Genomic DNA, 15,091 nt, shown 5'->3' with positions numbered 1-15,091 from the left:
GTCAGTCGACTTTCGGCGTTGCAGGGGCGCGGCGGCGGCGCAGGAAAAGGACGGTCATCGCCAGCCAGATGGCGGCGAGGGAAAACCAGGTGATCGCATATTGCAAGTGATCGTTGGGGATCCGGGCAGTATCGACGGGCAGCGGGGCGACCTTGGGGTCACCCCCCTCGGTCTCACGGGCGACGACGAGAAGTGGTTCCGTGCCAAGCGTTTCGGCCATAAGCGGCACGTCGCGGGCGAACCAAATGTTGCGGGCGGTATCAACCTCGGGCGTGAAACTGTCGACCTCCTGGGGCCATTGCAGATTGCCGATGATGCGGGCGGGGCCAGCAGGTTCTACCGCGTCTTTATTCTCTGTAGCGGTGAAACCCAGATCAACGAGGATGCGGCGGCCTGTGTCCAGCGTCAGCGGCGCGATGATGCGATAGCCTGCGCCCTTTTGCTTTTGGCTGACGAGTACATGCAGCGCGTCGGCACCGATCTCTCCCTCCACCATCACGGGCAGATAGGCGTCGGCCTCAGGGTCAGGTTGGGCGGGCAATTCAACGGGTGCGGCCGTAATGCGGGCATTGATGTCGGCGACAATCGCCTCTTTCCATGCCAGCCGCTGCACCTGCCATACTCCAAGCGCCACGAGGATGGCCGCCCCGCCAAGACCTACGATGATGAAGAACAGGCTGCGCCGCATACGAATCTCTCAGGCTGAAACGACAAACGCGCGAAGAAGGCTTCGCGCGTTTGGGTTTTACGGGTGTGGGGCGCGGATGCAACCCCGCCCTATGTTCAGGGCTGGCCCCACATGTAGACGGCGAAGAAGAGGAACAGCCAGACCACATCAACAAAGTGCCAGTACCACGCCGCCGCTTCAAAACCCACGTGGCGTTCTGGGGTGAAATGGCCCCGCATCGCGCGCAGCAGGCAGACGAAGAGGAAGATCGTACCGATCACAACGTGGAAGCCGTGAAAGCCTGTCGCCATGAAGAAGCTAGAGAAATACATGTCGCCGCCGAAGGTCCAATCGTCATGGACCAGAAGCTCGTAGTATTCGTAAGCCTGAAGCGCGGTGAAGAGCACACCGAGGATCACCGCAATGGTCAGGCCCGAGATCAGGTCTTTGCGGTTGTTCTCATGGGCCAGTGCATGGTGCGCCCATGTGACGGCGCAGCCCGACAGCAGCAGAACCAGCGTGTTGATCAGCGGCAAGTGGAATGCGTCGACTGCGTGAATCTCAGGCTGCACGTATTCGGTGCCAGCGTATTCGTACATCGGGTACAGGGCTTGCTTGAAGAAAGACCAGAACCAAGCGACGAAGAACATCACTTCGGACATGATAAAAAGGATAAAGCCATAGCGCAGGCCGATCCGCACAACGCCGGTGTGATCCCCGACTTCGCTTTCGGTTACGACTTCGGCCCACCATGCGAACATGACGTAGAGCGTGGCGACCAGACCGCCGAGGAAGACAAAAGGCGTTACACCGTGCATCCAGAGCACGGCACCGGCCAGCATGACAAACCCACCAAGCGAGCCGAGCAGTGGCCAAGAAGAGGGGGGCAGAATGTGATAGTCGTGGTTCTTTGCATGGGCCATGGTTTCGGGTCCCTCACCTTTGTTTAATCAGGTCGTTAATTCGTTGTTGTGGCGCTGGCCTGATCGAGGGCGGCATAGCCTTCGGGCAGGTCAATTTCATAGAATGTATAAGATAGTGTGATGGTATGTACAAACTTCCCATCGCGGTCTTCGACCATTTCGGGGTCGACAAAGAAGCTTACCGGCATTTGCACACGTTCACCGGGGGCCAGCACCTGTTCGGTGAAGCAAAAGCAGTCAATCTTTTCAAAGAACGGCCCGGCGGTATAGGGGGTCACGTTATAGCTCGCCTGCCCTGCGACCGCATGGTCGGTTGGGTTGTAGGCTTCATAAAACGCCAGCCCGGTTTCACCGATGCGGACCTCCATTTCGCGGACCACGGGCTTGAACTGCCACGGCATACCGTCGTTCAACGATCCGTCAAAGCGAACCTTGACGGTTTGTTCCAGTACATCTGCGCTGCCCGCCGTCACCTGCCCCGGCGTGCCACCGAACCCTGTCACGCGGCAGAACCAATCGTAGAACGGGACAGAGGCCCAAGCCAAACCACCCATCAGCACTACAACGCTGACGGTTTGCACCACTGTTTTCTGAGGACCGGAGAGCGCCATTACTGGGTCACCTCGCGTTGGTTAGCAGGCAATTCAAAGTCGGTTTGCGTGATCTTGACGTAGGTTAGCGCCATGATCAGCACCACAAAAGCCGCCAGCATCAGACCGACACCAATATTGCGGCCCCGGCGGCGTTTGTGCAGTTCGTGCTCAGGACGAAAGCTCATCACCAGCCCCCCAAGCCAAAGGTGCGCAGGGCGGCTTCGCCCAAGATCGCGCCGAAGTGCAGGAACAAATAGGCTAGCGACAAGCGGAAGAACTTGCGCTCTTCGGCGTAATCATCGGCTTCGGCCATGACCTCATCCCGTTTCCAGATGCGCCATGCCCCCAGCAAAAAGGCTAGGTTCAGCACCAGTGCCACGGCGAAGTAAAAGATGCCGCCGATTGCGGTAAAGGCCGTGCCAATCGCCAGAGCGGCCAGCAGAACAGTGTAGATCAGGATGTGCATCCGCGTCGCTGGGCGGCCGTGGGTCACGGTGAGCATCGGCACTTTGGCATCGTCATAGTCAGAGCGCATGAACAGGGCCAAAGCCCAGAAGTGTGGAGGGGTCCACATGAAGATCAGCGCAAACATCAGCCAGGCCTCGACCGAGAAGCTGCCCGTGGCGGCGACCCAGCCGATCACCGGTGGGAAGGCCCCAGCCGCACCGCCAATGACGATGTTCTGCGGCGTCAAACGCTTAAGCCACATGGTGTAGAACACGGCGTAGAACAGGATGGTAAACAGCAACATGCCCGCAGCCAGCAGGTTGGTTGCCAGCCCCAGCATCATTACCGACAGCCCCGAAAGGGCCACGCCAAGCACCATGGCTTCGCCGGGTTGCACGCGGCCCGACGGAATCGGGCGGCCACGGGTGCGGCGCATCACGGCGTCGATATCGGCATCCCACCACATGTTCAGCGCGCCAGAAGCCCCACCACCAATGGCGATGAACAAAATAGCGCAAAAGCCAACGATTGGGTTCACGGACACCGGTGCGGCCAACAGGCCCACGAAAGCCGTGAAGACGACCAACGACATAACACGCGGCTTCAACAGGGCAAAGTAATCCCCCAGTTGAGCGTCGTATTCACTTGTTGGCGTATTGGTGATGTCAGTCATCCCGAACCTTCCCAGGGTAAACACGGGGCGAAGGCCTAGGCCCTGCCCCGTGGAACTGGCTTACTTAGAAGCGACGGTCAGCGGCTGTTCGATGCCTGCATATTCCGCCTTAGCCTTGCCAAGCCACTCGGCATAGGCCTCTTCCGAGACGACTTTGACGGTGATCGGCATATAGGCATGGGCCTGCCCGCAAAGCTCGGAACACTGACCGTAATAGACGCCTTCCTGCTCGGCGGTGAACCACAGCTCAGCCAAACGTCCCGGTACGCCATCCTGTTTCACGCCAAAGGCGGGGATGGTCCACGAATGGATCACGTCGCTTGCGGTAACCTGCACCACGATCGTCTGACCCACGGGGATCACGACAGAAGTGTCGGTGGCCAGCAAAAAGTCTTCGCGGGCATAGCCTTCGCCTTCGAGCTTGGCGACCATTGCGTCATTCAACACGAAGGGGGTCACATCTTCGTCGCCGTCACCCAGCGTGGCCGGGGCGCCGATCATATAGCTGTCAAAGGCGATCTCTTCGTCGACATATTCATAGGTCCAGTACCACTGGTTGCCCGTCGCTTTGATGGTGATGTCTGCCTCAGGGATTTCCTGCTGGCGGAACAGGATCGGCAGCGAATAGGCACCGATCAGCACAAGGACCAGAATCGGCAGGATCGTCCAGGCGATCTCAATCGGGGTGTGGTGCGTGAAGGACGACGGTGTCGGGTTCCGCTTTTTGTTGTAGCGGATCATGACCCAGATGATCAGACCCGTCACAAAAATCGTGATGAGCGTGATGATCACGAGAATCATATAGTCCAAATCGTGGATATCCTGCGCCAACCGCGTCACAGCGGGTTGAAAGCCTGTCTCGCCGTCAACAGGTCTGCCGATGACATCAAGCCCGTCAATGCGCAGGCTGTCCTGTGCCAATGCAGGCAGGGCGGCAAGGCTGGTCAACAGACCGGAAAGGGGGAGTAGATGTTTCATATGTCGTCCTGATCTTGTGACCATTAAGAAGCCGATTAGACACCTCAACCGCTGCTGCGACCCGGTGCCGTTGTAATCCTGGGTGCTTACAATCATATTCTGCTTACAAGATAAAGTCACATGCTTGCGTCATAGAGCCGCGCGAGACAGTTTTGTGACAGCAAGTAAGGATACCCCCAATGAGCAGCGCGCAATTCACCCCGTTTGAGGCCGATCTGGACCGAGAAACCGCTCTGAGCGTCCTTCGCGAAGCTGTGGCCGGTGCGGATGACGGCGAATTATTCCTAGAACGCCGCCGTTCCGAGGCGCTGGTCTTTGATGATGGGCGCCTCAAAACCGCAAGCTATGACGCCGCCGAAGGGTTTGGCCTGCGCGCGGTTCGTGGCGAGGTGGCGGGTTACGCGCATTCAACCGAACTTAGCGAAGCGTCGCTGCGTCGTGCGGCAGAAACGGCGCGGCTGGCGGTGGGTGATGGCGGTGGCACATGGGCCGACGCGCCCCAAGCGAGCAACGCGCGGCTTTACACCGACGAAGACCCGATTGCTGGCCATGCCTTTCCTGTAAAAGTCGACACGCTGCGCGAGATCGACGCCTATGCCCGCGGCCTTGATTCCCGCGTGGTACAGGTAAGCGCTACGATTGCCGCAAGCATTCAAGAGGTCGAAATTCTCCGCCCCGAAGGGCATTCGGTGCGCGATGTGCGGCCCATGACGCGGGTCAACGTCTCGGTCATTGTCGAACAGGACGGGCGCCGTGAAAGCGGCGGCGTCGGCGGTGGCGGGCGGATTGGTCTCGACGGAATGCTCGCCGCTGAAGATTGGCAATCGAAGGTACGCGAAGCGCTGCGTATTGCTTGCGTGAATCTTGATGCGGTCCCTGCTCCGGCGGGTGTGATGGATGTGGTGCTTGGCCCCGGCTGGCCCGGCATCCTTTTGCATGAGGCCATTGGCCACGGGCTTGAGGGGGATTTCAATCGCAAGGGCTCCAGCGCCTTTGCCGGGCTGATGGGCCAGCAGATCGCCGCAAAGGGCGTGACCGTGCTGGACGATGGCACGATCCCCGACCGCCGCGGCTCGATCTCTGTCGATGACGAAGGCACCCCTTCGGCGCGTAATGTGCTGATCGAAGATGGTGTATTGGTAGGCTATATGCAGGATCGTCAGAACGGGCGGCTGATGGGCGGTGCCTCAACCGGGAACGGGCGGCGCCAATCCTATGCGCATATCCCTATGCCGCGTATGACCAACACGTATATGCTGGGCGGCAACGTGGCACCGGGCGATATCGTGGCTGACCTAAAAGATGGGATCTATGCCGTCGGCTTTGGCGGTGGTCAGGTCGATATCACCAACGGTAAATTCGTGTTTTCCTGCACCGAAGCGTATCGCGTGCAGAACGGCAAGGTCGGCGCACCGGTCAAAGGGGCCACGCTGATCGGTGACGGGGCCACGGCACTGCAGCAGATCCGCGCTATCGGCAATGATCCGGCGCTGGATCCGGGCATGGGCAACTGCGGCAAACAGGGGCAATGGGTGCCGGTGGGCGTGGGTCAACCGACATTGATGATCGGCGGGCTGACCGTGGGCGGCGCGGCGACCTAAGCCGAAGAAGCCGAGTTAATGCAAATGGTCGGGAAAAGATTCATGAGTTGTTAAGCAACAAATTCTATACCTGATTCTGCAACGGACGGAGCTTTGGGATGACTGACAAGGACCTACATCCTTCTTCCACTCACCCCCCACTCCCACCCACCCAGGAAGATGAACAGTTTGCCCGGCTTCGTCTGTTGCGCTCTCGCAGAGTTGGCATCTCAACCTACCGGCGGTTGCTGGATGAACATGGGTCTGCGATCAATGCGCTGACCGCCCTGCCAGACGTTGCGCATGCCGCTGGCATTTCTGACTATCGCATCTGCCCCGAAGGGGTTGTTCAGGCCGAACTTAACGCGGCCCGCACCGCCGGGGCGCGGCTGTTGGTTCAGGGCCAAGCGCTCTACCCCGACCTGTTGAATGATCTTGAAGATGCACCGCCCTTCTTGTGGGTTATCGGTGACCCAAACCTACTTTCGAAACCTATGATTTCATTGGTCGGGGCGCGGAACGCGTCTTCGCTTGGCCTGCGCATGGCGCGGACCCTCGCGGCAGAGTTGGGGGAGGCCGGGTTTGTCGTTGTCTCCGGCCTTGCACGGGGCGTCGACGCCGCAGCCCACACGGCCGCACTGGGACATGGCACAATCGCCGTACAGGCAGGCGGGGTAGACATTATCTATCCGAGCGAAAATGCCGAGTTAGCCCGTCAGATTGGGTCCGATGGGCTGCGCCTGTCAGAGCAACCGATGGGGCTGCAACCGATCGCGCGGCATTTCCCGCGGCGGAACCGCATTATCTCGGGCCTTAGCCGGGCGACCCTAGTGGTTGAGGCGGCAGCGCGGTCTGGCAGCTTGATCACCGCACGGGATGCGCTGGATCAAGGGCGCGATGTGCTGGCAGTGCCGGGGCACCCGATGGACGCGCGCGCGGCAGGGGGCAACATGCTGATCCGTGACGGCGCTGTGCTCATACGCTCCGCCGCCGATGTGTTGGAGGTTTTGCCGGATGTGCATAGACCAACGGCGAACACGCCTACCCCTGCAAAACCTGCCTCTCGTCAAACATCCGCGCCGCCGACCCGCGCAACGCAACCCTTTGGCAATACCGGGTCAATCGCGAAACTACATGCGCGTATCTTGTCCCGTCTCGGCCATGCTCCGGTTGCAGAGGATCAACTGATCCGCGACCTGCAAGTGCCCAGCACCGCCGTGGCCCCGGCGCTTCTTGATCTTGAGATGGAAGGCCAAATCGAAAGGCAGCCCGGCGGATTGCTGAGCCGCACAGTTTAGCGTCAGAGCGGCAAAGCGGCGCCAGCTTATGTCGGGCAAAGAACGGCAGACCGCCGAGGTCTTGACGCGCCTCATCTCGGCCAAAGAACCAATTCAATGCATCACAACGGCAACGGCTTTCTACACCATTCAGGACGCAAAACCGCAGTTTCGCAAAACCCTCATAAGCAGCAGCCGCATTGACAAACACCCCCGCCATCCCACATGAGACAGCGCAAAGCTGCCCTCATTTATGATCTAAGGTGCCTGTATTTATGCCCGTCGTCGTTGTCGAATCCCCCGCCAAGGCCAAAACGATCAACAAATATTTGGGCGACAATTATACTGTCCTCGCCTCTTACGGCCACGTCCGAGACCTGCCGCCCAAGGACGGATCGGTCGACACCGATGCCGATTTCGACATGAAATGGGAAGTGGCCAGCGACAGCAAAAAACACGTCAAAGCCATTGCCGACGCCCTGGCGAACGACAACGCATTGATCCTCGCGACTGACCCCGACCGCGAAGGCGAGGCGATCAGTTGGCACCTGCAAGAAGCGCTGACCAAGCGCAAATCGATCAAGAAAGACACGCCGGTCAGCCGCGTGGTTTTCAACCAGATCACCAAAAAAGCCGTGACCGAGGCTATGGAAAACCCGCGTCAGGTCGACATGCCGCTGGTCGAAGCCTATCTCGCCCGCCGCGCGCTGGACTATCTGGTGGGCTTCAACCTCTCCCCCGTGCTGTGGCGCAAGCTGCCGGGCGCAAAATCCGCAGGCCGGGTGCAATCGGTCACTCTGCGTTTGATCGTTGAACGTGAGATGGAGATCGAAGCCTTCCGCGCCCGTGAATATTGGTCGGTCAAAGCGCTGCTCGCTACGCCGCGCGGTCAGGAATTTGAAGCGCGTCTTGTCTCGCTCGCGGGCAAAAAGCTGGACCGCTTCGATCTGGCCGACGCTACGCAGGCCGAGATGGCCGTGCAAGCGATCACCAGCCGCGCGCTGAAGGTCATGAACGTTGAGGCCAAACCAGCCAGCCGCAACCCATCGGCGCCGTTCATGACATCGACCCTGCAACAAGAAGCGAGCCGCAAATTTTCGATGGGCGCCCGGCAGACGATGTCGACCGCGCAGCGTCTTTATGAGGCGGGCCACATCACCTACATGCGGACCGACGGCATCGATATGGCCCCCGAAGCGGTGAGCATGGCCCGCGATGCGATCAAAGACCGCTTTGGCGCGGATTACGTGCCGAAAGAGCCGCGCATCTATAAAAACAAGGCCAAGAACGCTCAGGAAGCGCACGAATGTATCCGTCCCACGGATATGACCAAGGACGCCAAGACGCTGAAGCTCGATGCGGATCAGGCCAAGCTTTACGATCTGATCTGGAAACGCACCCTCGCCTGCCAAATGGAAAGCGCCCGGCTTGAGCGCACCACGGTTGAGGTCGGCAGCGATGACGGTCAGGTCGGTCTGCGTGCCAACGGTCAGGTCGTGCTGTTTGACGGGTTCCTGCGCGTCTACGAAGAGGGGCGCGATGATGTGGTCGACGAAGACGACAAGCGTCTGCCCCAGATCAACAATGGCGATGCGATGGACAAGCGCAGCGTCACGCCAGAGCAACATTTCACCCAGCCGCCCCCGCGCTATACCGAAGCGACATTGGTCAAACGGATGGAAGAGCTGGGCATCGGCCGCCCCTCGACCTACGCCAGCATCGTCACCACGATCCAAGATCGCGAATATGTCCGTAAGGATGGCAACCGCCTGATCCCAGAGGATAAGGGCCGTTTGGTCACCGCTTTCCTTGAGAACTACTTCCGCCGCTATGTCGGGTATGATTTCACCGCCGACCTAGAAGACCAACTTGATAAGGTCAGTGCGGGCGACGCGGCCTATAAAGAAGTGCTGCGCCGCTTCTGGCGCGATTTTTCCGCCGCGATTGCCGAGACGTCTGAGCTGCGCATTACCGAAGTGCTGGAGAAAATTAACGAGATTCTAGAGCCGCATCTTTTCCCCCCCACGGAAGACGGCAGCGACCCGCGCCTTTGCCCCAATTGCGAGATTGGCCGTCTGTCGATGCGTACTGCACGGTCGGGAGGGGCGTTTATCGGTTGCTCTAACTACCCCGAATGTCGCTACACCCGCCCCTTCGGCCCTCCGGACCCAGAAGCCGAAGCGTCGGCCATTCCACCTGACGGCAAGCTTTTGGGCGAAGATCAGGGTGACGAGGTCCGCGTCTTCAAAGGCCGCTTTGGGCCATATGTACAGCGCGGGCCCGTGACCGAAGAGAACAAAAAACCCCCGCGCCAATCGATCCCCAAAGATTGGCCTGCCGAAGAAGTGACGCTTGAACAAGGTGTTATGCTGCTTTCCCTCCCCCGCCAGATCGGTCCGCACCCCGAAGACGGCGTGATGGTCTGGTCAAACATCGGGCGCTATGGGCCGTATATCAAACACGCTGAGAGCACCTCGGACCGGGGCGGCACCAATGCCAATCTTGAAGGGATTGATGAGGTCTTTACCGTGGGCATGAACCGCGCCGTGCAATTGCTGGCCGAAAAAGTCGCCAGCCGTGGCGGGCGTGGCAAGGCCGCCAAGCCGATCCGCGAGATGGGCGAACACCCTGATATGGGCGGCGCGGTCAATATCATGGAAGGCAAATACGGGCCCTATGTGAAGTGGGAAAAGGTCAACGCCACGATCCCGAAAGAGGTTGAACCGGCGGACCTGACCATGGAGCGCGCGGTGGAGTTGATCGAGGAAAAGCTCGCTAAATCTCCGGCCAAGCGCAAGGCGGCGACCAAGAAGAAAGCGCCTGCAAAGAAGCCCGCGACCAAGACCGCTGCGAAGAAGCCCGCAGCGAAAAAAGCGCCTGCCAAGAAACCGGCCGCGAAAAAGCCCGCCGCAAAGAAACCGGCGGCTAAAAAGACCGACAGCGCGTAACCAATCGCGCCTGATCAGAAAGACCGCGCCGCCATCGGCGCGGTTCCGCCTGTGTCGTGTTTTTCACATCCAGCATCATGCATATGTGATTTGCCATTTCCCTTTGATTTTCGGATCAGGGGCGAACGGCACGACCAGTATGAAAGGCAGATACATGTCAGGCATTAAATTCACCCGACGCGGCGTGATCGCCGCCAGCGGTGCAGCGTTGATGACCCCGCAAATCCTGCGCGCGCAGGAAGTGGGCCAAGCCGCACGCGAGTTTTCCAACGAAGCCCCGGTGTCGCGCAATGCGTCGAGCTTTGCCACGCAGCGCTGGCAGGACCATTTCGACAGTCTTGGCCAAGGGGCGATCGTGGCCGATACCATCAGCCGCGCCTTGCATTATTGGAGCGCCGACGGCCAGATTTACAAGGTCTACCCAACCTCGGTGCCTGCTACCGAAGAGCTGACCAAACGCGGCTATACCGAAATCGTGCGCAAGAAAGAGGGTCCGGATTGGACCCCAACCGCCTCGATGATGGAGCGTTTCCCGCACTATAAATACATGCCGCCCGGCCCCGACAACCCGCTGGGCACCCATGCGATGTATCTCAGCTGGCCTGCCTATATCATTCACGGCACCCATGACACGCGCAAGATCGGGCGCCGCTCCTCGGACGGCTGTATCGGTCTCTATAACGAGAAGATCGAAGAGCTTTTCGGGATGTGCCCTGTAGGCACACAGGTCCGCGTAATCTAAACCTCTCGCGGCGGCCTTCCTTGCGTAGCTCCACGTAATTGACACTGCGGCAACGCAGCGTCACATATGGCGCAACGAAACCAAGGGAGGTCGTCCGTGAACAAAATCTATGGATCCGCCGCCGAAGCGCTGGAAGGCGTCTTGTCGGATGGCATGCTGATCGCCGCAGGGGGCTTTGGCCTTTGCGGCATTCCTGAATTGCTGTTGCAGGCGATCAAGGACAACGGGGCCAAAGACCTCACCTTTGCGTCGAACAATGCGGGCGTCGATGATTTTGGCATCGGCATTCTGCTGCAATCGCGGCAGGTGAAGAAGATGATCTCTTCCTACGTGGGCGAAAACGCCGAGTTTATGCGCCAGTATTTGAGCGGTGAGCTGGAACTGGAATTCAACCCTCAAGGCACCTTGGCCGAGCGTATGCGCGCCGGTGGTGCGGGCATTCCGGGTTTCTATACCAAGACCGGCGTCGGCACCCAGATCGCCGAAGGCAAAGAGGTCAAACAATTCCGGGGCGAGGATTACATCCTCGAAGAGGGCATCTTTGCTGATCTGTCGATTGTGAAGGCTTGGAAAGCCGACGACACCGGCAACCTTGTGTTCCGCAAGACCGCGCGCAACTTCAATCCGCCAGCAGCCATGTGCGGCAAGGTCTGCATCGTCGAGGTCGAAGAGATCGTCCCGCGTGGCAGCCTCGACCCCGATAAAATTCACCTGCCCGGCATCTATGTGCATCGCATCATCCAAGGCGAGCATGAAAAACGCATCGAAAAGGTCACGACACGCCAGCGGGAGGAAGCATAATGCCTTGGGACAGAGATCAAATGGCGGCGCGGGCCGCAGAGGAACTCGAAGACGGCATGTATGTGAACCTCGGCATCGGTATTCCGACGCTGGTGGCGAACTATGTGGGCGACAAGGACATCACGCTCCAGTCTGAAAACGGCATGTTGGGCATGGGCCCCTTCCCCTTTGAGGGCGAGGAAGACCCAGACCTCATTAACGCTGGCAAACAGACCATCACCGAGCTCAGCCGCACGGCCTATTTCGACAGCGCCATGTCTTTTGGCATGATCCGTGGTGGCAAGATTGCCGCAGCGATTCTCGGGGCCATGGAAGTGGCTGAGAACGGCGATCTGGCGAACTGGATGATTCCCGGCAAGCTGGTCAAAGGCATGGGCGGAGCGATGGACCTCGTTGCAGGCGTCAAACGGGTCATCGTGGTGATGGACCACCAGAATAAGGCCGGAGAATCGAAGCTGCTGAAGGAATGCACCCTGCCGCTGACCGGCAAGGGCGTGGTTGACCGGATTATCACGAACCTCGGTGTGCTCGACGTGGTCGAAGGCGGTTTGCGGATCGTCGAATGCGCCGATGGTGTGACCGAGGACGAGCTGCGCGCGGCCACAGACGCCACCATCGTTTGAACCAAAGCCCCCGGCGGCATCCGCCGGGGCGCCACTGCGGCCCTAGTTCATCGCCGCAAAGACGCAGCCATCGCTGATAAGTTGAGGTGGTGTTAAGCAAAGCCCCTGCGCGACCTGAAAGGCGGCCAAAACTTTAGGCACGTAGTCGCGCGTTTCGGCAAAGGGCGGCACGCCCGCGTGTTTGCGCACGGAACCTTCCCCCGCGTTGTATCCGGCAAGCACGAGAATCGGATCGCGGTCGAACTCTCCCATCAGCCAGTCGAGGTATTTGACCCCGCCGAGGATATTCTCGGCTGCGATCAGGCTGTCGCTGACGCCAAAGCGCGCGGCGGTATCGGGCATAAGTTGCATCAAGCCTGCCGCGCCTGCCCGGCTTACTGCATCGCTACGCCCAGACGATTCGACACTGATGACCGCCAGCACCAACGCCGGAGAGACCTTGGTGCCAACTGTGGCGCGCAAGATATCCACACCATTGCTGCGGGCGATGTCTTGTAAGTGTTGAAGACGCGGCGCGGGCACCTTGCCCGTAGAAAGCGCCGCCATCGCAGGTGCCAACCGCCCCGCCCCACCGAAATCAGCTGCGGGAGAGACCTTATCCCAGAACCAGTCGAACTGCCCTGCCCTTAAAGGTGCTATCGCCCCTGAGGGCGTAGCAGCCACCGCCGGACCAGTCTCAACCTTGGCAGCCGCGGCAGCGCGGGCCGCGGGATCAATCTGCACAGTGATCCGCTTTGCCCCTTTCTTTGGGGGGGCGATCCGTTTGGCCGAGAATTCGGGGAAGGGCTTTGGCCCCTCTGCCGACGTGGCAGGGGCGATAAGGGCTGTTACCAGCGATAATGCCAATATGCGATACATGCCTGCTCTACCTTGCGTCTGACGCGCCTTTGGCTGGCAATATCTCATGAATCGGGGAATCGGGCCAGCGATTGAGACGCGGATCATGGCATTTTCGCCCCAATTGGCACGAAAACTCCGGGAAATATCGCGATTCCAGAGCTCTAAACCGGTCTAAACCATTTAATATCAGATCCTTAAGAGAATCTCGAAAGAAAAACTTAGCAGAACTGCAAAAGTCACATTTGCTGCCAAATTCGCGCCCCAATCTAACGGCTATATAGGGTCATACCAAGTCGGACAGCCTCAATGAGAGAACGAGGCAAACCGGACGGCGAGGTTAAAACCTTTTACTCAGTGATCCTTGGAGGGACATGACATGATGAACTTTATCAAAAACTTCCGCAAAGACGAAGACGGTGCCGTGACAGTTGACTGGGTCGTTCTGACCGCTGCGATTGTTGGCTTGGCTATCGTCGCCTTCAACGCAATTGGCGACAGCACAGGGACAATGGCAGGCAATATTGCTACAGATATCACGACTTTTGAAACCACTGCCGATCGCACACCAGCGACGAACTAAGCAGATCAGAGCTGGTCGGCTCTACGAACAATTGGGACCGCTTCCCAACCTGGGAAGCGGTCCTTTTGCATACCTAACGGTGTCGCTCAGCAAGCGGAGATACGCATGCGCAGCCATTTCAAGAAATTCTTCTGTGACCAAAACGGCGCCGTCAGCGTTGATTGGGTTGTCCTGACCGCCGGACTGGTGGGCCTAGCAATCTTGGTGTTGGGCCTATTCTCCGACAGCCTTGACGGGCTTGTCGAATACATCCGGGTCCAGCTGACCGCTTAAGACAACGGCGCCGCAAAAACGCACCACGGCGAGCTTCATCGCATCGCCGCCGTGGCGACCAAATCTCGCCATATTCGGCGGCTAATCTGCCGAGGTGATCAAAGCGGGCCGAGACTCGCTTCCATAGCAAAGAGGTGACGACATGCGAGCCGTATTCGGATTGGTTCTTTTGGTGGGCATAGCACTTGCCGGTGGGGCCGTTTATCTGGCGAAAGACCGGATTTCACAGTATCAAGCCGCCAATGCGCAGGCCCAAGCCGCGCTAGCGCAGGTGGTGCCAACCAAAACCGTTTGGGTGGCTGACAAACCCTTGAAATACGGGCAGCCCCTTACCCGCGAAGACGTCCGCGCCGTGAAATGGCCCGAGAATGCCATTCCCGAGGGCACATTCTTTGAGGAAACCGTGCTGTTTCCGGAAAACACCAAAGATCGACGCATCGTGCTGCGCAACATCGAGAAAGATGAAGCGATCATGGCCGTGAAGGTGACCGAGCCGGGCGAAGATTCCGGTCTGACCTCGCGTCTGGCACGCGGCATGCGCGCCTTCGCCCTCAAAGTCGACGTTTCCAGCGGCGTGTCGGGCTTCCTGCGTCCCGGCGACCGGGTGGATGTCTATTGGACCGGCCGCGTGAACGTGGGCAACCAATCCAGCAACGGCGATGTAACCAAACTGATCGAATCGGCCGTGCAGCTGATCGCCATCGACCAAAGCGCTGATGCGCTGGTGATGGGCGAAGCCTCAATCGCCAAGACAGTAACCGTAGCCGTGAACCCGCAACAGGTCGCCGCGCTGGCGCAGGCACAGTCAACTGGTAAACTCTACCTCTCCCTCGTTGGTACGAATGACGACACCGTCGCCGAAGCAATCGAGGTCGACCAACGTTCGCTTCTCGGCATCGAAGCACAAGAGACCATCGCAGAGGTCGCCAAAGAGAAAGTGTGCACCATCCGCACGCGTCGCGGTGCCGAGGTCGTCGAACTGCCGATCCCCTGCACAAACTGACCCGATAACAACCTCTTGCCATGCTAAGCAAAGACGTCGCAGCCCCCTGCGGCGTCTTTTCCATTTTGGGTTATGTTGCGAATAGCCCACATGCAGCGCGTCCGCGAAGAGCTTGATTCTTGCAATAAAATTCTAATTGCCGC

General features: G+C 59.1%; 16 protein-coding genes. 9 read left to right on the top strand and 7 right to left on the bottom strand.

What is annotated here, in order from left to right; translation table 11 throughout:
• Nucleotide 1: 1 nt before the first annotated feature.
• The 6 genes from DSM110093_RS04420 to coxB form a co-directional block, all read right to left on the bottom strand.
• Entirely contained in the window at nt 2-688 is a 687-nt protein-coding gene (locus DSM110093_RS04420; RefSeq protein WP_243266862.1) for an SURF1 family protein, read from the bottom strand.
• Between the two features lie 95 nt (nt 689-783).
• Entirely contained in the window at nt 784-1,590 is an 807-nt protein-coding gene (locus DSM110093_RS04415; protein WP_093926883.1) for a cytochrome c oxidase subunit 3, read from the bottom strand.
• 35 nt (nt 1,591-1,625) lie between these two features.
• A complete protein-coding gene (locus DSM110093_RS04410; protein WP_243266861.1) occupies nt 1,626-2,201 on the bottom strand; it encodes a cytochrome c oxidase assembly protein in 576 nt (191 codons plus the stop codon).
• A complete protein-coding gene (locus DSM110093_RS04405; RefSeq protein ID WP_007119153.1) occupies nt 2,201-2,368 on the bottom strand; it encodes a hypothetical protein in 168 nt (55 codons plus the stop codon). Before DSM110093_RS04405 ends, DSM110093_RS04410 begins: the two co-directional genes overlap by 1 nt.
• The gene (cyoE, locus tag DSM110093_RS04400; RefSeq protein ID WP_243266860.1) at nt 2,368-3,303 is read right to left on the bottom strand and encodes a heme o synthase; all 936 of its coding nucleotides are present in this window, start codon (nt 3,301-3,303) and stop codon (nt 2,368-2,370) included. The genes DSM110093_RS04405 and cyoE overlap by 1 nt, the downstream gene beginning before the upstream one ends.
• 60 nt (nt 3,304-3,363) lie before the next feature.
• Entirely contained in the window at nt 3,364-4,281 is a 918-nt protein-coding gene (coxB, locus tag DSM110093_RS04395) for a cytochrome c oxidase subunit II (protein ID WP_243266859.1), read from the bottom strand.
• Between the two features lie 179 nt (nt 4,282-4,460).
• Here coxB and tldD point away from each other — a divergent pair, with 179 nt between their 5' ends.
• The 6 genes from tldD to DSM110093_RS04365 all read left to right on the top strand — a co-directional run bounded on the left by tldD (nt 4,461) and on the right by DSM110093_RS04365 (nt 12,252).
• Nucleotides 4,461-5,882 carry a metalloprotease TldD gene (gene tldD / locus DSM110093_RS04390; RefSeq protein WP_243266858.1) on the top strand — a complete coding sequence of 474 codons (1,422 nt, stop codon included), beginning with the start codon at nt 4,461-4,463 and terminating at the stop codon, nt 5,880-5,882.
• A gap of 98 nt (nt 5,883-5,980) precedes the next feature.
• Nucleotides 5,981-7,159 (top strand): DNA-processing protein DprA, encoded by a 1,179-nt coding sequence (dprA, locus tag DSM110093_RS04385; protein WP_243266857.1) that lies wholly within the window; start codon nt 5,981-5,983, stop codon nt 7,157-7,159.
• Nucleotides 7,160-7,413: 254 nt separating this feature from the next.
• On the top strand, nt 7,414-10,086 hold the full coding sequence (gene topA, locus DSM110093_RS04380; RefSeq protein WP_243266856.1) for a type I DNA topoisomerase: 2,673 nt from the start codon (nt 7,414-7,416) through the stop codon (nt 10,084-10,086).
• Between the two features lie 154 nt (nt 10,087-10,240).
• Nucleotides 10,241-10,828 carry a L,D-transpeptidase gene (locus DSM110093_RS04375; protein ID WP_243266855.1) on the top strand — a complete coding sequence of 196 codons (588 nt, stop codon included), beginning with the start codon at nt 10,241-10,243 and terminating at the stop codon, nt 10,826-10,828.
• A gap of 96 nt (nt 10,829-10,924) precedes the next feature.
• Nucleotides 10,925-11,629, top strand: a complete 705-nt coding sequence (locus DSM110093_RS04370; protein ID WP_243266854.1) for a CoA transferase subunit A — start codon at nt 10,925-10,927, stop codon at nt 11,627-11,629.
• Nucleotides 11,629-12,252, top strand: coding sequence for a CoA transferase subunit B (locus DSM110093_RS04365; protein WP_243266853.1), 624 nt, complete (start codon nt 11,629-11,631; stop codon nt 12,250-12,252). The genes DSM110093_RS04370 and DSM110093_RS04365 overlap by 1 nt, the downstream gene beginning before the upstream one ends.
• Before the next feature lie 42 nt (nt 12,253-12,294).
• Here the strand turns inward: DSM110093_RS04365 and DSM110093_RS04360 are convergent, their stop codons facing one another.
• Nucleotides 12,295-13,110, bottom strand: coding sequence for a lytic transglycosylase domain-containing protein (locus DSM110093_RS04360; RefSeq protein ID WP_243266852.1), 816 nt, complete (start codon nt 13,108-13,110; stop codon nt 12,295-12,297).
• A 358-nt stretch (nt 13,111-13,468) separates the two neighbouring features.
• On the opposite strand from DSM110093_RS04360, the gene DSM110093_RS04355 reads away from it, so the two are divergent.
• The 3 genes from DSM110093_RS04355 (at nt 13,469) to cpaB (ending at nt 14,948) form a co-directional block, all read left to right on the top strand.
• Nucleotides 13,469-13,672: a hypothetical protein gene (locus DSM110093_RS04355; protein WP_243266851.1), complete on the top strand. Its 204-nt coding sequence runs from the start codon at nt 13,469-13,471 to the stop codon at nt 13,670-13,672.
• Nucleotides 13,673-13,777: 105 nt separating this feature from the next.
• On the top strand, nt 13,778-13,945 hold the full coding sequence (locus DSM110093_RS04350) for a hypothetical protein (protein ID WP_243266850.1): 168 nt from the start codon (nt 13,778-13,780) through the stop codon (nt 13,943-13,945).
• Between the two features lie 142 nt (nt 13,946-14,087).
• Nucleotides 14,088-14,948, top strand: a complete 861-nt coding sequence (gene cpaB, locus DSM110093_RS04345) for a Flp pilus assembly protein CpaB (RefSeq protein ID WP_243266849.1) — start codon at nt 14,088-14,090, stop codon at nt 14,946-14,948.
• Nucleotides 14,949-15,091: the final 143 nt, after the last annotated feature.

The sequence above is a fragment of the Sulfitobacter sp. DSM 110093 genome (genome assembly GCF_022788715.1).
Taxonomy (GTDB): Bacteria; Pseudomonadota; Alphaproteobacteria; order Rhodobacterales; family Rhodobacteraceae; genus Sulfitobacter.
This window is presented reverse-complemented; position numbering and strand designations above follow the sequence as displayed.